17 protein-coding genes are annotated in these 18,083 nt (G+C 57.0%); 2 read left to right on the top strand and 15 right to left on the bottom strand.

From position 1 onward, the window contains the following. Positions 1 to 235: 235 nt before the first annotated feature. From AC5S26_RS24910 to AC5S26_RS24885, 6 genes are all read right to left on the bottom strand, one after another. Positions 236 to 724: a hypothetical protein gene (locus tag AC5S26_RS24910; protein ID WP_494187662.1), complete on the bottom strand. Its 489-nt coding sequence runs from the start codon at positions 722 to 724 to the stop codon at positions 236 to 238. A 375-nt stretch (positions 725 to 1,099) separates the two neighbouring features. After that, positions 1,100 to 1,510: an EamA family transporter gene (locus AC5S26_RS24905; protein WP_494187661.1), complete on the bottom strand. Its 411-nt coding sequence runs from the start codon at positions 1,508 to 1,510 to the stop codon at positions 1,100 to 1,102. After that, complete coding sequence (locus tag AC5S26_RS24900) at positions 1,510 to 1,950, bottom strand: EamA family transporter (RefSeq protein ID WP_494187660.1); 441 nt, start codon at positions 1,948 to 1,950, stop codon at positions 1,510 to 1,512. The genes AC5S26_RS24905 and AC5S26_RS24900 overlap by 1 nt, the downstream gene beginning before the upstream one ends. A gap of 116 nt (positions 1,951 to 2,066) precedes the next feature. Further along, positions 2,067 to 2,537 carry an SRPBCC family protein gene (locus AC5S26_RS24895; protein ID WP_494187659.1) on the bottom strand — a complete coding sequence of 157 codons (471 nt, stop codon included), beginning with the start codon at positions 2,535 to 2,537 and terminating at the stop codon, positions 2,067 to 2,069. A 109-nt stretch (positions 2,538 to 2,646) separates the two neighbouring features. Further along, positions 2,647 to 4,896 carry a hypothetical protein gene (locus tag AC5S26_RS24890; RefSeq protein ID WP_494187658.1) on the bottom strand — a complete coding sequence of 750 codons (2,250 nt, stop codon included), beginning with the start codon at positions 4,894 to 4,896 and terminating at the stop codon, positions 2,647 to 2,649. 282 nt (positions 4,897 to 5,178) lie between these two features. Beyond that, positions 5,179 to 5,883 carry a hypothetical protein gene (locus AC5S26_RS24885; protein WP_494187657.1) on the bottom strand — a complete coding sequence of 235 codons (705 nt, stop codon included), beginning with the start codon at positions 5,881 to 5,883 and terminating at the stop codon, positions 5,179 to 5,181. Positions 5,884 to 6,053: 170 nt separating this feature from the next. On the opposite strand from AC5S26_RS24885, the gene AC5S26_RS24880 reads away from it, so the two are divergent. Then, entirely contained in the window at positions 6,054 to 7,262 is a 1,209-nt protein-coding gene (locus tag AC5S26_RS24880) for an MFS transporter (protein ID WP_494187656.1), read from the top strand. 72 nt (positions 7,263 to 7,334) lie between these two features. Then, positions 7,335 to 8,096, top strand: coding sequence for a hypothetical protein (locus tag AC5S26_RS24875; protein ID WP_494187655.1), 762 nt, complete (start codon positions 7,335 to 7,337; stop codon positions 8,094 to 8,096). A gap of 9 nt (positions 8,097 to 8,105) precedes the next feature. Here the strand turns inward: AC5S26_RS24875 and AC5S26_RS24870 are convergent, their stop codons facing one another. From AC5S26_RS24870 to AC5S26_RS24830, 9 genes are all read right to left on the bottom strand, one after another. Further along, positions 8,106 to 8,522, bottom strand: coding sequence for a YybH family protein (locus tag AC5S26_RS24870; protein ID WP_494187654.1), 417 nt, complete (start codon positions 8,520 to 8,522; stop codon positions 8,106 to 8,108). Between the two features lie 115 nt (positions 8,523 to 8,637). Next, complete coding sequence (locus AC5S26_RS24865) at positions 8,638 to 10,080, bottom strand: outer membrane beta-barrel protein (protein WP_494187653.1); 1,443 nt, start codon at positions 10,078 to 10,080, stop codon at positions 8,638 to 8,640. 118 nt (positions 10,081 to 10,198) lie between these two features. Further along, the gene (hpnJ, locus tag AC5S26_RS24860; RefSeq protein WP_494187652.1) at positions 10,199 to 11,677 is read right to left on the bottom strand and encodes a hopanoid biosynthesis associated radical SAM protein HpnJ; all 1,479 of its coding nucleotides are present in this window, start codon (positions 11,675 to 11,677) and stop codon (positions 10,199 to 10,201) included. Between the two features lie 68 nt (positions 11,678 to 11,745). After that, positions 11,746 to 12,060 (bottom strand): hypothetical protein, encoded by a 315-nt coding sequence (locus AC5S26_RS24855; protein ID WP_494187651.1) that lies wholly within the window; start codon positions 12,058 to 12,060, stop codon positions 11,746 to 11,748. Further along, positions 12,060 to 13,388, bottom strand: coding sequence for a TolC family protein (locus tag AC5S26_RS24850; RefSeq protein ID WP_494187650.1), 1,329 nt, complete (start codon positions 13,386 to 13,388; stop codon positions 12,060 to 12,062). Before AC5S26_RS24850 ends, AC5S26_RS24855 begins: the two co-directional genes overlap by 1 nt. Positions 13,389 to 13,437: 49 nt before the next feature. Then, the gene (locus AC5S26_RS24845; RefSeq protein WP_494187649.1) at positions 13,438 to 14,415 is read right to left on the bottom strand and encodes a tetratricopeptide repeat protein; all 978 of its coding nucleotides are present in this window, start codon (positions 14,413 to 14,415) and stop codon (positions 13,438 to 13,440) included. Positions 14,416 to 14,418: 3 nt separating this feature from the next. Continuing rightward, positions 14,419 to 15,660, bottom strand: coding sequence for an efflux RND transporter periplasmic adaptor subunit (locus tag AC5S26_RS24840; RefSeq protein ID WP_494187648.1), 1,242 nt, complete (start codon positions 15,658 to 15,660; stop codon positions 14,419 to 14,421). Positions 15,661 to 15,755: 95 nt separating this feature from the next. Continuing rightward, positions 15,756 to 17,573, bottom strand: coding sequence for a single-stranded-DNA-specific exonuclease RecJ (recJ, locus tag AC5S26_RS24835; RefSeq protein ID WP_494187647.1), 1,818 nt, complete (start codon positions 17,571 to 17,573; stop codon positions 15,756 to 15,758). Positions 17,574 to 17,591: 18 nt separating this feature from the next. Continuing rightward, positions 17,592 to 18,056 (bottom strand): hypothetical protein, encoded by a 465-nt coding sequence (locus tag AC5S26_RS24830; protein WP_494187646.1) that lies wholly within the window; start codon positions 18,054 to 18,056, stop codon positions 17,592 to 17,594. Positions 18,057 to 18,083 lie beyond the last annotated feature (27 nt).

Genomic DNA, 18,083 nt, shown 5'->3' with positions numbered 1-18,083 from the left:
TGCCGAAGCGCTGGATTTTTGTGGGGTTCGCAGGTCAATGCTAGCTTCGGACCCTGTGCAACCGGTCTGGAAGAACCTCAGGAGTAACCTGCACAAGCACTAGAGCGAGGAATCGGCTTCTTGTCAGTAATCTCTTACCCTGATTTCGCAGCAGCGGAGGCTTGGTTCGGAGTGATTTGCATGAGTGCGGATGCCTTGGGCGGTTTGGGTGATACAGGCGAAATACAGGGTATGATCAGCGACCCCAGTTGCCGGAACGAAGGGGCTTATCTGGATAAAGATTTAAAGAAGAGGGGGCATCTCCATTCTCCTGTCTCTCTTGGAGGATGGAGCTAACGCGTATCAGGCTAAGCAACGCGGGGAGGACAAGGGTGCCGAGCGCCGAGTTTCTCAAAGAGGTGACGATTCCGTAAAAGAACATGAAGGCGAATAATGCTCCGGCCCATATCCACACGACAGGATGCGAGGCTACCCGGCGAGGGAGTACGAGTTGAGCGTCGGACCAGCTTTTGGATTTTATTCCGTTCCGGAGGGCGGATTCGGTCATGATGCCTGCGATGGCAGCCAGAAGGATGAGTACGATTCCGCGAAAGGTGATGGAAGAAGGAATTGGATGGCCGTGTAAATGCCACTTAGAAAGGGCAAGCGTAAAGACAGTGACCGTTACGATCGCGTTCGAGAGGCCGGCCAGCCATAGCAACTGCAATGGACCCTGGTTTCGCAAGAGCGACCTCATGGGCAGAAGTCTAACACCTGTATTAAACCGGATGTAGGTGCATCGATACCAAAAGTGAATTTCACTTCTAATGCGGTTGCGGCTTGGTTCGGAGCGATTTGCTTGAGTGTGCCGATGCCCCGGGAGGTTTGGGTGGCATAGGCAAAATACAGGGATTCCTCGACTCCGCTGCGCTCCGCTCGGAATGACGATTGTGGGGGGATCGACTGGTCGATTGTGGGGTACTGACTGGCCGATTGTAGGAATACATTGCTGCTCAGTCGTGGGAGTATTGGCGGTTGTGGGGGATGATTTGAGGATCCGCCAGGCATCCTTCGATGTTCAGGCGGTCCTCTATGAGAGATGAGAAGTTCAGCGGTTCTCTTAGTGAGAGATGAGGATGACGCCGATGCAGACGAAGAGGACGGCGAGCCAGCGGCGGCGGTCGACGTTTTCGCCGAGGAAGAGCTTGGCGGCGATGGCGTTGCCGATGTAGGTGAGCGAGGCGATGGCGGGCGCGGCGAGCGAGAGATCGATGATGGAGAGCGCCCACAGCATGGCGAAGAAATTGAAGGCCATGCAGAATGCCCCGACGAGGAACATGGGGCTGGAGAGTATGGCACGGATGGGAGCGATGTAGCTGCGGAGTCCCTGTTGTCCGCTGCGTTCGCGAATACGATCGAGGTCGCCCAGTTCGCGCATGGCAGCAGCAATCAGGACTTCGCCTGCGATGGCGAGAGCGGCGACTCCGCCGATGGCGGACCAAGTGCGGAGGACAGAAGCGGTTGCGGTCATCAGCGTCCGGCTCCGGAGTCCATCAGGTCGAGCTCGTGATGAGACTCGGGATCTTCAGTGCGGGAGGGGCCTCCGGCGACGAAGCCGACGGCACAGACGATGAGGAAGATTCCGGTCCAGCGATAGAGTGAAAGATGCTCGTGCAGCCAGAAGCGGCTGAGCAGGGCGACGACGACGTAGCCGAACGCGGTGGCGGGCATGACGAAGGTGAGATCCGCCCAGCTAAGCGCGGTCATATAGCTGGCGAAGAATCCGATGAGCAGGACGATTCCTGAGATCACGAAGGGGTTGAAGAGGGCGTGCCAGAGAAGTGCGAGGTGATGAAGATCGACCTGACCGACCTGGGCCATGCCGCGGGAGAGGAGGGTGTCTCCTACGGATGCGGTGAGCATGATAGTGATGAGGATGGCGTACTGCGAGGGTCTGAGGGCGTGCTTCATGCGATGGTTACCGCACGGCATCTCCAAAAGAGACGACACGCAGTCTGGATTAAAGGTATCAAAATCATGAGGCACGTGCAGGGCGCGAGAAGAGAAGACAGGCGGCAGTGATTGCCTCAGCGTGAGCCGGCTGATGATTTTCCAAAGATCTTCTCGATGGCTTCGGTACGGTAATCGAAGATGCGATCGAGCGTGCGGCGGACCAGGAGCCATCGGACCATCGATCCCAACAGACCAAAAGGAAGAGCGTAATCCACGCGGTCTCGCATCTCTGTGCCTCCAGGCACGGAGTCGAACTCGTGGCGATGGCGCCACAGGCGATAGGGTCCACTGAGCTGGATGTCGACAAAGAGCGAGATCGGTTCGAAGGTTTCGATGCGGGTACGCCAGTGTAGGGGAATCCCAAAGAGTCCAATTTTGTACTCGATGAGGGTGCCCTCTTTCATTGGAATGGGTTGGGGAGTTAGGATACGAAAGTTCAGAGACGGTGGGGTGAGGAGTTGAAGATTTCCGGCGTCTGAAAAGAAGGCAAAGACTTCCTCTCGTGCTCGTGGAATGAAGGTCGTTCGTTCGAGGCGATAAGGCATCCCAACTCGTTTTTATGAACCTGAAAGATTGTTTAGATGCGAGCTTCACTCGGGCCGAGACCAAAAAAAGTCCGGCTGACGTTTTGTCAGCCGGACTCAGAGGCTTCGATCAGTGGGACAACTGACCGAAGACCGCAACGCCGGTTGGCGTTCCGATGTAAACTTTGCCGTTGACGATCATTGGGGTAATGAACTTGTTTCCATTTCCAAAGGCGTCGCGCCCGTTCGGGGCCTGATTGCTGTTGTAGAGTTCGTTGGCGAGATTGGTGGGATCATAGGCATGGAGAATGGCGGGACCGGATGTATTTGAGTCCAGTGCCCAGACGATTCCGTTCTGCGTGTCATTGGCCGAGATGGTTGGTGTGGGTCCCGGGTGTGAGAATTTGGTTGGCGATACGCTTGTGGGCGTCGTAGACATCTTTGCGTCGACCATGGGGTATGCCTTCAACATGTCGCCGTCTGCGGAGTAATAAAGAACTCCATTGAAATAGGCCGGCGACGAGTAGGCCAGGCCCAGGTTGGCGCCCACCAGCTCCTGGTAGATGTTGTTATCCGCCGGATTTGTAGCCGGGTTGAACTTGCCCAGATTGTCGCGGTCGGCAAGGTAGATGTTCTTGTCCTTTCCTGCCCCGACGATGAGGTGATGCACTGTCCCGTGTGAATCTGTCTGGTCTGGCAGAAGGAGCGGTCCGCCCGATCCCAGATCGAGATCCTGACTCGACAATGATTGCGTGTTGTACATGTTGAAGTAGTCGGCAACCGTCAGTTTGCCATTTGCGGTGGAGAGCTTCAGCATGGCGTTGCCGAAGTCACCCTTTGAGGGGAATCCGTTGTTGTCGAGGGTGGTGTCGAAGGTACCGTTGGCGTCGAGAACATAGAGAAAACCGTTGCTGTCCGCGGCCATGCCATTGCCGCTCCCCCAGACGGAGCCCATGCGGCCATTTGGTGTCACGTTCAGCAACTGTGTCTGCTGGAGGGTGGACTCGCTGTAGCCGATGATCCAGCCGGTGTAGAGTCCTCGGTCACAGTGGGAGGTCCAGCCGGTGTAGATGGTTCCGTTCAGCAGCAAGAGCGCCGATCGTTCTGCGTATTGCGCGGGATCGAAGACAACGTTGCCGTTCTGCGTGTTATCGCCGGTTCCAGGAAAACTGGCTGTGACTTCGGTTGGGCTACCGATCTCTGCTCCGGTGGTGAGATCAAGCGCGTGCAGGCGGTGATGATAGCCGCCACTTGCGTCCTTGCTGGTTCCGACGGCGAAGATGGTTCCATTGGGACCCTGCTTGCGATCGATAACTGGAGTGGCGCTGATTCCGATTTCGGGGCTGATCTGCGAGCAGCCGTGGTCGTCGCTGGGGGGTTCGCCGGTACCTAGAAGAGAGAGCTGCCAGAGCAGGGTGTTGTCGTCCGCGTCGAAGGCATACAGGGTGCCGTGTTCGCTCGCGGCATAGATCACGTTGTGAAACTTGTTGTTGATGGGCACATTGGCGAGATAGAGCGGCTGGGCATCGACCTTTCCATCCATGTTGTAGAAGGCGACTTTGCCGAACTGGGTGGAATTTACGTTGGCAGACGTGAGAATCGTCTCCTTAGAGTTAAGGCCGGTCCTCGCGAGGTCGTAATGATAGGTGGTGACGTCGGGAGCGTTTGTCATTGCGGCGGACAGAACGGTCAATGCAAGCGCGGAGTTGTGGGTCAGGCTTCCGGAGGTTCCGGTGAAGGTGAGAGTGGACGCTCCTGCTGGCGTGGTCACGATTGCGCTCAGGGTGGTGCTTTGTGCAACTCCAGGGGCGAGGCTGAGGGTTGCGGGATTTGCGGTGACTCCGGCTGGCAGACCTGTAATGGAGACGGTCACATTTCCTGAAAAAGCGTTCACGGGTGTGGCGGTCAGACTGACCTGCGAGCCTGATGTGCCCGCCGTAATCGTGAGCGACGTCGGAGCTACTGAGAGGGTGAAATCCGGCGGGGGAGCAGCGATGGTCGTCGTTACGGAAGAAGTATGCGAGAGGGCTCCCGAGGTTCCGGTAAGCGTTAGTGTCGCGCTGCCGGCGGCGGTGGCGGGGGCTGCGGATATGGCGACGTTCTGGGCGGTTCCGGGTGTGAGGGTGAGGGAAGCGGGCTGCGCGGTGACTCCGCTGGGCAAGCCGCTGATCGCTACTGCGACCATGCCGGTAAAGCCGTTTGCCGGCGTGGCATTGACGCTGATCTGCTGAGCTGGGCCGCCGGGAACGAGCGAGACGGTTCCGGGGTTGGAGGAGAGCATGAAATCGGCAGGAGGTTTAGAGGAACCGCTGCAGGAGACCAGCCCGAGACAGAGGACGAGGCCGGAACCTGCAAGAAACAACTTGGGGAAGGAAGCCATATGGAGTTCTCCGGTGCTACCAACAGGGATTTATCTCTGGCTTATCGTTCAGCCACTTATTGCAGGATCACGATATAACCGGGAGGTTCAGCCGTTTGTCACCGGGATGTCTTCAAGGGGTTAAATGCTTCGCTGGCAGGGAATATTTTGGTTGGAGGTTAAACGAACAAAGAGGCCCCTGTTTCGGCCTCTTTGTTTCCGACGTTTAATCGGGATAGTTAAAGTGTTTTATTAGCTATTTCCGCGGTTCCCAAAAAGCAGAAGGCTGCGAATGATGGGATCTCAAGGCTTTGTGATCTTGAGATTGCTGACTGTCGCATCCGTGTTGTGGGCGAAGCGGATGCCATAGATGCCATCGGTGGATTTGAGCTTACCGGCGGTGACCAGGTCCGCCTTCTCAAGTGTCTTGACGACGGTGCCGTTGATGATGCAGGAGACCTTGTCGCCTTTGACCTGCATGGCGATCTCCTGGGTGACGGGCTCGCCTACGCCTGCAGCCTTGTGTACGGCATCGTTGGCTTCGCGTCGGCCGTTGAGCTGGAAGGGCTCGGGGCCGAAGCCTCGGACGATGAAGTTACCGTTGCCATAGGCGGCGCAGTAGATGTAGCTCTGGTCAGCGGTGCCGAGGCCGTTGCCCGCGATGACGATTCCGTAGGGATGCGGGTGGGTGTTGAGGTTCTGAAACTTCGGCTCGTTGAAGGTGGCGGAGACGGTGTAGTCGCCTTTGGCCATGTTCTTCGGATTCCAGTAGGTGATGGCTGGGCCGGTGGTGACCTCGAGGGTCTTGCCCTCCTCCGACAACTTAGCGTCTTTCACGGTTTGACCGGCCTTCTCGGCATCGGCGTCGACTTTGCCTTCCCAACCTTTTACCGTGATGCCTCCGCCTGCGACCTTGCGGTTGGTTTCAGGGGATTCCTGGGCCCGGACTGGACCGGTGAGCAGACAGGCGATCGAGGCAAACATAAGGATTTGAGAGGTAGAGCGCATATCTTGAGTTCCTTTCAAGTGGAGGACGTGATCCCCGCCGTAGTATACGGCTATGAGTTTGCGCGGGAGGTAGAAAGCTTCTCCCCCTGGTTGCCTTGTGGCGGAAACCCGGATGTTAGAACTGAGTATCGCCTTTTGGGGAGGACCGGGAACTCGTGCAGGATCGAAGGTTGACTGATGAAGGGGCTGTCGACCCAATGCACCTTCGCATGCTGGGGTTGATCTGCACGGGTGTGGTGCTGTGTATGACGACGTGGTTCTCGGCAACTGCGATTACGCCGGAACTTATCCAGGTATGGCATCTGTCGGCGGCACAGGTTTCGTGGCTGACGAACGCGGTACAACTTGGCTTCGTCACCGGTGCCTTGTTGTCGAGCCTGGTCTGTCTCCCCGATCTTGTGCCCCTTCGCCAGCTGATGGGGATCAGCGCTCTTCTGGCGGCGGCGGCGAATCTGAGCCTGCTTTGGGCTCCCTCTACGACCGCTCTGCTTGCTGCCCGCTTTGTTACCGGCGTGGCACTTGCGGGAGTTTATCCTCCGGCCCTGAAGCTGGTCTCCACGTGGTTCGTACGAGGCCGGGGAGTAGCGCTCGGCTTTGTCATCGCAGCGTTGACGCTGGGGTCTGCCTCTCCGCACCTGGTGCGCTTTTTGACGGATCGTGTGGATTGGAGGGCAGTGGTGGTGGTCGCCTCTGCCTGTACTTTGGCGGGTGGCGGTGTGTTGTGGATCTTTGCTTTGGAAGGCCCATTTCCCTTTAGCAGGGCAGTGTTCGATCTGCGGCGCATGGGAGCGGTGATGAGGAACCGATCGCTGCTGCTGGCCAACCTTGGCTACTTCGGGCACATGTGGGAGCTGTATGCGATGTGGGGATGGTTGCTGGCGTACGTTCGCGCCGCCTCTCCCCATATGGGAGTGACCGGAGTGAAGACTGCATCTCTGATAACGTTCGGAGTGATCGCTTCGGGATCGGTGGGAGCGGTACTGGGCGGTGTGCTTGCCGATCGTACGAGCCGCACGTTTGCTGCAGGATTGATGATGACGCTTTCGGGCGCATGCGCCATGAGCATCGGGATCTTCTTCGATGGCCCTCTATGGCTTTTTGTGGTGGTTGCATGTGTGTGGGGCGTTACCGTGATCGGCGATTCGGCACAGTTCTCGGCGATGGCGACTGAGCTGAGCGATCCGAGCTATGTCGGCACGGCGCTGGCACTGCAACTGGGACTTGGTTTTGCACTGACGTTGGTCTCTATCCGTACGACGGCAGCGCTCGCGGAGCATATTGGATGGCGCTGGAGCTTTCTTCCTTTGGCGCTGGGGCCGTTCGCGGGGGTACTTTCGATGACAGCATTAAGCAGTCATCGAAAGCGGATGCAGTTATAGGCATGAGATACATGCGCTCGAGGCTAAAGATTAACCGCCTGTGGAAACGAGGATCGTGTTCTACTTCCGGAAATGAAATCCATCTCTACATGGTTTCGCCGCGTCTTATTCGCGGTGTTCATTCTTCTGGTTGCCGCCTGGATCTGGAGTGGGGGCAACCAATGGTTGTTGCGTTGGCGTGGCGAAAGATTGCTCGCCGATATTCAAGCATTAGAGGTGTCGAAGAGTTCGTGGACCGATGCAGAGGCGCTGAGAAAAAAGTGGGGTTTTCGCTACTCAGCCGATTTGTGCACTTCTGAAAAATGCGAGTACGGGATACAGATCGACCACAGTCTGACAGGTTGGTTTTGGGGCTATCCAGATATCGGAGTGATGAACTGGATGCCACGAATCGCCGACAACGTTGGACTTCGGTTTGCAGTAATCTCGGCGGGATTCACAGTGGAAAAGGGTATCGTGACATCGAAAAGCTTTGAGGAAATGGTCAGGTTGCCGGTTCGCGATTGGTTTACTCCCGGAACTATCCTTGGGCAGGAGCTTGTCGTTAGGTCTCGGGAGGCGGCAGATTTTTCCAGATACACTTGGCCCGGATATGAATATGACACAGAGATATCGAGAATATATCGGCGCAGCGCGATCACAGCAGATAAACGTGGCCTAGTCGTTACCTATTCGCCAGACGGAGATGTCTCTGAGCGAGCTAAATTGATGGATTTTCGCCTTGACTGTATCACTCGGTTCATTCCGTGTAAGAACGAACGAGAGATTTTACCGGAAGGCCAAGTGTTACTGGAAGAACACAGAGCGTTGGTCAAAGCGGCGTTCACGCCGTAGTATAAGCCGCTACTTGGCAGGCAGTGAATGATGCTCATGGACGATAAGCCAGCGGCCGTCCATCTTGCGAAATCCCATAGTAAGGCGGAAGTCGAGCGGGACGATCTGTCCGTCAGGCTCGATATTTCGGCAGTGTCCGATGGCGGTAGCAAAGGCGACTTTGTCGTCTGCGTGGATCTGAATGTCGTCGAAATCGAATTTAACGGGCGTGGGAGCGAATTTATAGAACAGCTGCCAGGTCTCCATATAGGCGTCGATTCCGCGAGAGAGGAAGGGCGGGGGAACGTCGAACATAAGGATGCCGGGGTCGTGATGTGCGCGAATGGCTTCGAAGTCCTGATCGCGAACGGCCTTTGCCCACCGCTGGATGATTTCGAGAAGCTCTGATTCCTCTGTCGCGGTGATGCTTTGATCCGCATTGGACATGAAGAAGATCCCTCACCTTGAAATGACCAACAGCTCGACTGTAGTTCGAAATGCTTTCATGGTGTGAAGGGCAAAGAAAAGAGGCAGCTGATTCGTGACCAACTGCCCTTAGACGCTAAAAGTGATAGGTGACATCGCCGGCGACGATGAATTGTGTCTTCTTCGTTCCAAGGTCGTAAGCGGCACGGTTGTAAGAGTGTTCCAGGCGGAGTTCTGGGCGAAAGAGGACTGTAGAACCGATCCAGTGGCCGTAGCCGATCAGGTGCTCGGTGTATTTCGTCGCATAGCCGGTGCGCTGGCCACGAATATCGTCCACGAATTCGTTGCGAATGGAGACGTAGTTATGGGAGTCAATCTTGTCTTCAACGTAATTTACGACTGCGTCAGCAGGTGCAAAGCAGGTGAGTCTTCCTGCAGAGCAATAGGCTCCATTCGCGCCAGTTTCCGTTGGCAAAGGGTTGGCGACATTTCCCGCTATGTTCGGAACGTCCCGCTCGTACATGTACCAGAACTCTGTGTCGGTGTGCCACTTTGAATTGATCTTGTGATACCAGGTCGTGTAGTAGGGCTGGACGTTGTTATAGGCATACTTTCCTTTGTTGAACGAGTTCGCGCAGACATACAACGCATCTCCGCCGGTTCTCCATGTGTAATTTACGCAGGCGGTTCCGGTAGGAGTTGCATCTTTCGTCCACGGAGCTACATCATTCCCGCTCGAGATGCCCGCCTGAAGCAGCCAGTGGCCGGAGAGTTTAATACTGGCGATAAGGCCGGTCTGCGTGTAGGGGTCGATGGCGTAGAGGATTGAGTGTGAGTAGGTGTAGTTGTTGGGCGCGAGCTGTGCTTCGATATCGGGAGGGGAGATATACCGTCCTATGCGGATGTTCATTCCTTTCGCAACGTTCGGCACGTAGATGTCCAGGTAGAACATTACAGGGTCAAAGCCGTATTCGTGATTACGCGCCAGAAGTTGTTGCGAGAAGACCCCTTTGCTTGTGGTGAATCGATAGTCCTGACCATAAATAGTAGCCAAGCGAAAACCATAGTCAATGTGCTCGCTCCCAACACTGTTGGGAAGACGTTCGATGTAGAGCACCTCCTGATCAGGAGTGACGCGGTCGGGGTTGTAGTAATACGCTGCGGGGGCGTTTGCACCATCTCCCTTATTTGAAGTGCTGACATTGAATCCCCCATTGAACCATCCGTAGACTTTTGTGCGGCTACGATTGCCGTTGATGGCTTGCATGAGCATGTAGGACTGTGTGTCTGGGGCGCCAATGATTGGCGTGCCGCCAACGGAATAGTCTGTGCTGGGAAAAGGAGGGGAGTCGAGTGGAGCCGGGAAGCCACGACGCTCTGGAGCCTCTGAAGAGGAAGCGGCTGATGGTGACCAATCTTCGCGATAGGCTGCCGCCAATCGACGGAAGAAAGATGGAGAGGTGGGGGAGGGCTGCACAACTTCAGGTGCGGCAGGCGATGGTGGATCCGGCAAATTCTGTGCGGATAGATGGGCGGCTAAGGAAAAAAAGATTAGAGCAGCAAATGGAAGACGGACCATCAATCCTCGCGTCAATTAGGTGTGCTTACCAGTTGAATCGCAAAGGGCGTTAAAAGTCCGTAAAAGAAGAATGGGCAGCTAGTTAAAACCAGCTGCCCATTCCCTTATTAGAGTAAGTTTACGCATTCATGCTGACGGATTCCTGCGCCTTGAGTGCGTTCTCTTCTTTCTTTGCGCGTGCAGCTTTGTTGCGCTGGGCACGCAGCTTCATGAAGGATTTTGCTTCGACGTAGAGACGGGGAACGTCGCGGTTGACTATCGCCTTCCAGACGACGCGGGCCGCAGCCTTGGGACGGAAATAATATTCGTCATAGAACTTGTGCACCATCTCCATCACGTACTCGGTGGGTAGGCCGGGGTACTCGATGTGCGCCATCTGATGACCGCCGCCGTCTTCCATGTTCTCGTTGGTGATGAAGTTGTTCTTCGCGGCGAAGTCATAAAACTCGGTGCCCGGGTAGGCATGGGCGACGGAGACCTGGATGGTCTCGCAGTCGAGCGTCTTGGCGAAGTTGATCGTGTTCCAGATCGACTCCTTGGTCTCGCCGGGAAGTCCAAGGATGAAGTCGGCATGGATGATGAGGCCAAGGTCGTGGCAGTCCTTGACGAAGTCACGGGCGCGCTCGACGGTTGCGCCCTTCTTGATGTTTTTGAGGATCTGCGGGTCGCCGGACTCAAAGCCGACGATCAGAAGGCGGCAGCCGGCTTCCTTCATGGCCTTGAGGGTGTCGCGGTCGGTGGTGACGCGCGAGGTGCAGGACCAGGTGATGCCGAGGGGCTTGAGCTTGGCGCAGAGCTCGATGGTGCGGGCCTTCTGGATGTTGAAGGTGTCGTCGTCGAAGAAGAACTCCTTGACGTGCGGGAAGTTCTCCTTGGCCCACTTCATCTCAGCGGCAACGTCGTCGCTGGAGCGTTTGCGCCACGCGTGACCTGAGAGTGTCTGCGGCCAGAGGCAGAAGGTGCACTGCGCTGGGCAGCCGCGGGTGGAGTAGAGCGCGATGTAGGGGTGCAGCAGGAACGGCACGTTGTAGCGGGTGACGTCCATGTCGCGCTTGTAGATCTTGGTGGCCCAGGGCATGGCGTCCAGATCCTCGACTTGTGGACGGTCGGGGTTGTGCTGGATGACGCCGGATGCGTCCTTGTAACTGATACCGAGGATCTCGTTCAGCGGCTTGCCGTTGGCGTACTCGACGACGGAGAAGTCGAACTCGCGGCGGCAGACGAAGTCGATGACATTGCACTCGTTGAGGGCGCGGTCGGGATCGGTCGTGACAGGCGGGCCTACGAAGGCGATCCGAATGGATGGATTGACCTTCTTGATGGCCTGAGCAAGGGCATGATCGCCGCTCCAGCCCACCGTCGAGGTGAAGAGTACGAGGAACTCATACCCCTTAGCGATCTCGATGGTCTCCTCGGCTGAAACATGATGCGGCGGAGCATCGAGCAGCTTTGAGCCCTCGAGCATGCCGGCGGGATAGGCGAGCCATACCGGGTACCAGTAGGATTCGATCTCGCGGGTCGCGGGCCAGCGTGAGCTGGCGCCGCCGTCAAAGTTCTCAAAGGAGGGCGGGTTTAGGAACAGTGTCTTGAGGGGCATGATCTTAGGTTCAATTTTACCATTCGGTAACCACCCTGGGGAACCTGTTTGCGGGGTTTCTCCCGTGGTTACTGCTGGCTCGATGTGGCTGTAACCTGATTGTTTTCATCGAAGAAGACGAGCCAGTATTTGTTGCGGAGAGGGTAGAAGATGGAGCGGTAGATAAAGACGTGGTTACAGTCCGGCGTGACAGCGGTCCCATAGGCATCGCAGGAATGTTGAATCTCCTTCGGATCCCCCATGATTCGGCGTACATCGGCTTCGGAAGATTTGGCGCGGATGGCCGGAAAGTCGGTCTCTACACGCGAGTCGCGCACGAATCCCGCAGCAGTGATCACGAGGAGAAGCATGATGACGACGACGGCGATCGCCTTCCAGTTCATTAGGGCTTAGATGCAGTCGGGGCCGTGGATTGTGATGCCGATTTCAACCAGTCTTCGAGCTGGCCATTTGTGCGCAAAAGGTTAATTTGCGTTTGACGGAGCTGGAGATCGGCGTCCAGATAATCAAGATAGCGGGCGCGCTCCTGGATGCGTGCGTTCTGCTCTTCTTTGGGGGTCGTCGGCGGGCCGCCAGAAGTTCCGTCTCGAAGCTGAATGCGAACTACGTCAATCTGGTTCTCCGCAAGTTCCCGCTGTAGAGAAGCGACCTCCGTGCGCGCCTGAAGCATTCGGATGGAATTGTTACTCCTGCGGCGGCCCTCGAGGAACTGATTGCGCGCCTGGTCTGCCTCATAGAGGCTACGACGCGCTTCGGCGAGGGATTCGCGAGCCTTAGCGCGCTTGGACTTGTCGAAGAGGGGAAGAGTGAACTGGAGACCAATCTGGAGATTGTTGTAGTTGTTGAAACTTCCTTCTCGATAGTAGTCCGCATAATTGTTGAAGCTGGCCAGGCGGCTGTACTGCACTCCGAGGCCAATCTGCGGGCGATACATCTTGCGCGAGTCGCCAAATGCCATCTGCAATTTAGATTGGGCGATCGAGTACGCACCCTGAATCGATTCAGGCAGAACGGTGTCCGGGGTGGATTTCCGATCGAACGATTGAAACGCCGGAATGCTGGCATGATCCGTTGTCAGACCATCGGCAGGGAGGCCGGTCAGGACGGCGAGGTGATCGCGCTGGTTGTTGAAATCATCTTCAAGTTGAATTCCGCGAAGTCGAAGGTTCGCGGCAGTGAGCTTCGCCCGTGTGAGTTCGATCTGGGTGTCTTGTCCTGCATCGAATCGCTGCTGAACGATCCTGATAAGTTCAGTAGCGAAGCTTGACTCCTCTCCACCAGCTCGCGTGCGCTCAAAGTCGGCGTCCAGAGAGATGTAGGTTGTCGCAGCATCTTCCATGATTTGCTGCCGTACATTCTGAAGATTGTGATTTGCGGCTTCAAGTCCTGCGCGCGCAGCGTGAATGTAATTCTTTTGAGACTGATCGTAGAGGAGTGACTGAATGGTGATGTTGAAGAGAGAGGGCGCTCCAAAGGGAAAGCCATAGGTGTAACCCAAACCGGAGCCTAAGCTTAGGGAGGGCACATAGACATCTTTTGTCTCAATAAGCACCTCGCGCGCCTTGTCGACCTCAGCCTGTGCCCCCAATACCCTTGGGCTGTTCTTGAGGGCAAGATCGATCGCGGTCGCGAACGAGATCTGGGCCGTCGCCGGTGAAGATACACCGAAGGTACAAAGCGCGGCGATCAGAAGGCTTCGTAGAAAGGTCATGCGTTGCGGGAGACTCCTGCCATATCGAATTATGGTAACGCGCCTCGCCTCATTCACCCTGGACCGCCTTGTGGGCGGGAGCAAAGTTAGATGCCAGGGCCAGGGCCGCAGCATACTCCTGCTGGGCTCCGGCGGTGTCGCCGCGTTTCTTCAGGATATCGCCAAGCTGCAGATGCACCTTAAAGGCCGGGGCATCGTCGGTCTTCGCAGGAGAAGCAAGATACTCGCGCAGAGCTTTTTCGGCCATATCGGGCCGGCGATGAATGTCCGTGAGGATGCTGGCGACATCGACGAGCGCGGAGTTCCTGGTTCGGTTGGCTTGCACACTGGATTCCAGCGCAGTAACGGCTTTGTCCGGCTGTGACTGCTCCTGGTAGAACTGGCCGAGATCGACCCATGCTTCGGCAGTCTTTCCAGCCGAGATTGCATTTTTGTACTCAGCCTCGGCGGTTGCCATATCGTTCTTCTTTTTTGCGATCAATGCCAGCAGGCGATGCGCTTTTTGGGCTGAGCGGGGCATGATCTGCGGAACCAGCGCCTCGGCCTTGTCTACTCCTCCACCGACGATGCCCGGAGCCGCGACATAGAACTGGCCCAGGTCGCTCATCGCCTGCACATTGGCCGGATTCAGCTGCACAGCGCGCTCGAACGCGGTGTGGACCTTCTTTGCAACCCGAAAGGCGCTCAGCATGTTGATCTGAGATGCCTTCAGGCCGTAGGCACGTCCCAGCCAAACCTGAGAGTCGCTGCTGGAAGGATCGTCATGGACCGCCTGCTCGCACTCGTGTATCGCCGAATCGGCCATATCCTGGGCGTAGAAGACCCGGCACAAAAGTTGATGCGCCCGGGCATCCTGAGCTTGGGCGGCAAGGACCTGGTCCAGCATGGTGGCGGCATCATCCACGCGTCCCTGCTTGAGCAGGGCATCGGCCTGCGCGTCGTCTGCCCGCATGGGGATTGCACAAAAGCACAACGTGACCAGCAGAACAGCGAGACGGGCATGGAGCGAGGGGAGGGGAAAGGCCATAGGCTATTCGACGATCTTTACACCCAGACCGTTCGAAAGATCGCGGTTGCTGGTCGCATTCAGAGCTACCGTATCCTTTTCGGTCAATCCGCTTACGATCTCCACGCGGTTCAAATTCTGCACGCCGACCTGCACGGGAGTGCGCACCAGTTTTCCCTGGATGATGCGATAGACATAGTCACTGGTTCCCTCGGTATGCAGGGATTCGCGTGGAACGCTCAGCACGTTGAAACGCTGCGAGATTGTTACCGTGACGATTACGTTAGTGTTGGGCAGCAGGTCACCTTGGGCGTCATCCACCGTAATAATGCACTCGCCGACATTTCTCGTTCCGTACACGATGACTGTCGAGGGCGCACGGCTGATGTGCCCGTGCCAGGTCTCATTGGGCTTGGCATCCCAGGTAATCTTTACTGCCTGCCCCACCGCAAGCTTGCCGATCTCCGGTTCATCGAAGTAGGCCCGAACCTGGATGCGATTCAGGTCCGCGACATCCATCAAGGGCTCGCCTGCATTGACAAAATCATAGGCCGTGACCGGGATGGAATAGACCGTTCCTGCCAGGGGGGAGCGGATGTTGACATTGCCGTAAGCGCTCTCCGCCGAAGCTACTGTGGCGCGAGCATCGTTCATCTGAGCCTGGACCTTGCTTCGATCGGTGGCGCTGTAGCGATCGGTCTGGCGTTGCTGAATGTTTTTGAGGCTTGCATCGGCGGTTTGCAGCCTTTGTTCCGCGGAGGCCACTTCGCTGACGGAGGCCGCGCCTTTCTGCTGGAGCTGGCGGAGCGCCGCCAGGCTCTTCGTTGCGTCTGCCTGCTGCCGCTGGGCACGGCTCAGATCGGCCGCCATGGAGAGCCGCTCCTCTTGTGTTCCACCCTGCTGGATGTCATGGAGAGTGGCCTGGGCACTGCTCAAGCTGGCATGAGCTGTCGCAAGCTTGGAGACTGCATCCGCATCCTCCATCTTGATCAAGGGGTCGCCTTTTTTGACCTTCTCCCCTACCTGGACGTAGATCTTAGAAACTACCCCGGGAGCCAGCGCGTGAGCCTGAAACGGGTCTATAGGCTCGACCCGACCATTGGTGGGCAGAGTGCTTAACAAATTTTGATGGGTTACCGCTGCCGCGCGCACGTCGACTACATCGCGCGTGAATATGCGGATTCCAAGAATCGCCATAGCAACGAGGGCAAGAATGATTCCCGCCACCGCGTAAGGGTTGAGCCGTCTTGTCTCTGTCGTTGGCATTACGAAGGGTCAGTATATAAGACGCTTTGCGCTCCTAAGGCGATGCAAAGGAATTACTTCTGTGCAATGAACCATGGCACATACCGTCGATTCCATCATTCTGATGGTTCTGCGCGACGAAGATCGACCAGCTCCAGCTCAAGACCGGTGTGCCAGGAATTGCTTTTGGACTTGAGCCTGTAGGCGATATCGATCCGTGACTCCGCGGCGAGTTCCATGCGCTGGCAGAGCTCTGTCCACAGCGTGCCCGACCGGCTCCAGCCCAGCACACTGAGCCGTACACTGCTAGAGATTACTTCCAGGCACACGTGTCGTTCTTTAATAACGCGAACGGCCGAAGCGAGCGTAACCGAACGAGTGACAAATGTTGGCTCACGGTTGCCCACACCAAAGGGACCGCATTTTTCCACCCATTCGTAGAAATGCGCATTCAGGTCTTCCAGCTCTATTTCGGCATCGAACTCAAGCGGAGGAATCAGCATCCCCTGCACGAGTGCGGAAGAGCTGTGTTGTTCCATCTTTTGCCGTAATAAAGGCACCCGGTCCGAAGGGAGCGAAAATCCCACAGCGTGGGCATGGCCGCCAAAGCGTTCAAACAGGTCACTCTCTTCGTGCACGAAGGTGAGCGCATCGAGCAGATGGTATCCCGCGATGGACCGACCTGAACCGTGAGCCTGCCCGTCGTTGTGCGTTAAAACCAGTGCGGGGCGGCCCGTACGATCGACGATCCGCGAGGCAAGAATCCCCAGGACGCCTCGATGCCACTCCGGATCGTCCATCACGAAGCACAGGGCGGGGAAGTGACCGTCCTGGTTTCGCATTGCAGCAAGTCTTTCGTCGATCGCTTCGAGAGCTTTGGCTTCTGTTGCCCTGCGATCGTCATTCAAACGGTTAAGTTTGGAGGCAAGGGCGCGTGCCTGTTCGCGATCGCGCGTCAGGAACAACTCGACGACATCGTCAGCGATATCCATCCTTCCAGCGGCGTTGATGCGAGGCGCGATGCGAAAACCGACCTCTGCAGCCGTGGGCGGCCGATCTGTGGGAATCTGCGCGACTTCCATCAGGGCACGAAGCCCCGCTTGTACCGGATTGCGAAGCTCTCGCAGGCCCAAAGCTGCGATCACCCGGTTTTCACCCTCCAGCGGGACGGAGTCGGCGATGGTCGCGATCGCCGCCAGCTTGAGGAACGACGGGATGAGGGTGCGTTCCAGGCGCTCCTGGTCGGCATCGTTGCCACAGGCCGCGCGCAGAATGGCGTGTGCCAGCTTGAACGCCACCGCGGCTCCACAGAGTGACTTGAATGGATACTCACAGCCGGGTTGCGCGGGATTAATGACAGCGAGTGCGTGGGGAATGCCTTGCGCGTCATCCGGCAGATGATGGTCGGTTACGATCAGGTCCAGGCCCAGTGCCTGGGCTTCCGTAGCGGCGGCAAAGGCGCGGATTCCTGTGTCCACGCTGATGACCAGGCGAATTCCTGCCGCAGCCGCATCGGCTAACACTGCTGTGCGCATCCCATATCCCTCTCGGATGCGATGGGGTACGTGATACCTGACAATGGCGGGGGTCTCTTTGGGGGCGCTGCGCTCAATCGCGGTCTTCAGCAGGACGGTCGCGGTGGTGCCGTCCACGTCATAGTCGCCATAGATCAGGATGGGTTCGGAATTCTGCACCGCACGCCGAATGCGTTCGATCGCCGGCTGCATGCCAAGCATCTTCATCGGATCGATCAGGTCGCTGAGGGAGGGCGCAAAAAACGTCTTGACCGATGCTTCATCCACGAGACCGCGTGTGACCAGTATCTTTGCGATGCCACGAGGACAGCCGGCCACCGACATCACGTGCCTGATATCGGCCTCATCGGCACCGCGCGCCACCCACTCCCGTTGTGCCTCAGCCTGGCTGATGACCACTCTTACGCCTGCCTCGTCCTACTCGTCGTTCTCGTGGTCGTCTACTACGATCCTGCCAAGGTCCGTTATTGTCTCCATCAGGTCCTGGAAGGTGTCGTACCAGTCCGTAGCCACCTCAAAGAGAAACATCACACCCTGGTGCGCAAAGCCCATTTGCAGGTAACCGATCTTGCCTACATGACGAACCAGCCGTTCGGCGTCTTCGATCTCCGCGGATTCATCGTCCGGATACATCTGGTCGCGAATCTGTTCGATCAGGGTGGCAATGTCCGATTTTTCGAGCACAACCTCGCTCATGGTCACAAACGGAGCTCCTGAGGCCTTGGCCAGCTCCACGAAATCCTTCCAGCCGTCGGGGTCCTCCTCCTCAAAGAGAACCGTCGGAACTTCGTCGGAGACGTAGCCGTTCATTCTTCGCATACCGTGTCCGGAGATAAAGGCCACCATGTCGTCTTTGAGCGAGATGAGATTGTCAGGATGCATCGAAAGGCTATTGTCTCAAAAACCATG

It is taken from the genome of Edaphobacter sp. FHG110511_03 (assembly GCF_059115365.1).
Note: the sequence above shows the minus strand (reverse complement) of the source record. Positions and strands in the feature narration are given on the sequence as shown.

Coding starts and splice junctions, on each gene's coding strand:
- AC5S26_RS24905 (WP_494187661.1), bottom strand. CDS start 1,510: ATGACCGCAACCGCTTCTGTCCTCCGCACTTGGTCCGCCATCGGCGGA.
- AC5S26_RS24900 (WP_494187660.1), bottom strand. CDS start 1,950: ATGAAGCACGCCCTCAGACCCTCGCAGTACGCCATCCTCATCACTATC.
- AC5S26_RS24895 (WP_494187659.1), bottom strand. CDS start 2,537: ATGCCTTATCGCCTCGAACGAACGACCTTCATTCCACGAGCACGAGAG.
- AC5S26_RS24890 (WP_494187658.1), bottom strand. CDS start 4,896: ATGGCTTCCTTCCCCAAGTTGTTTCTTGCAGGTTCCGGCCTCGTCCTC.
- AC5S26_RS24885 (WP_494187657.1), bottom strand. CDS start 5,883: ATGCGCTCTACCTCTCAAATCCTTATGTTTGCCTCGATCGCCTGTCTG.
- AC5S26_RS24875 (WP_494187655.1), top strand. CDS start 7,335: ATGAAATCCATCTCTACATGGTTTCGCCGCGTCTTATTCGCGGTGTTC.
- AC5S26_RS24870 (WP_494187654.1), bottom strand. CDS start 8,522: ATGTCCAATGCGGATCAAAGCATCACCGCGACAGAGGAATCAGAGCTT.
- AC5S26_RS24865 (WP_494187653.1), bottom strand. CDS start 10,080: ATGGTCCGTCTTCCATTTGCTGCTCTAATCTTTTTTTCCTTAGCCGCC.
- hpnJ (WP_494187652.1), bottom strand. CDS start 11,677: ATGCCCCTCAAGACACTGTTCCTAAACCCGCCCTCCTTTGAGAACTTT.
- AC5S26_RS24855 (WP_494187651.1), bottom strand. CDS start 12,060: ATGAACTGGAAGGCGATCGCCGTCGTCGTCATCATGCTTCTCCTCGTG.
- AC5S26_RS24850 (WP_494187650.1), bottom strand. CDS start 13,388: ATGACCTTTCTACGAAGCCTTCTGATCGCCGCGCTTTGTACCTTCGGT.
- AC5S26_RS24845 (WP_494187649.1), bottom strand. CDS start 14,415: ATGGCCTTTCCCCTCCCCTCGCTCCATGCCCGTCTCGCTGTTCTGCTG.
- AC5S26_RS24840 (WP_494187648.1), bottom strand. CDS start 15,660: ATGCCAACGACAGAGACAAGACGGCTCAACCCTTACGCGGTGGCGGGA.
- AC5S26_RS24830 (WP_494187646.1), bottom strand. CDS start 18,056: ATGCATCCTGACAATCTCATCTCGCTCAAAGACGACATGGTGGCCTTT.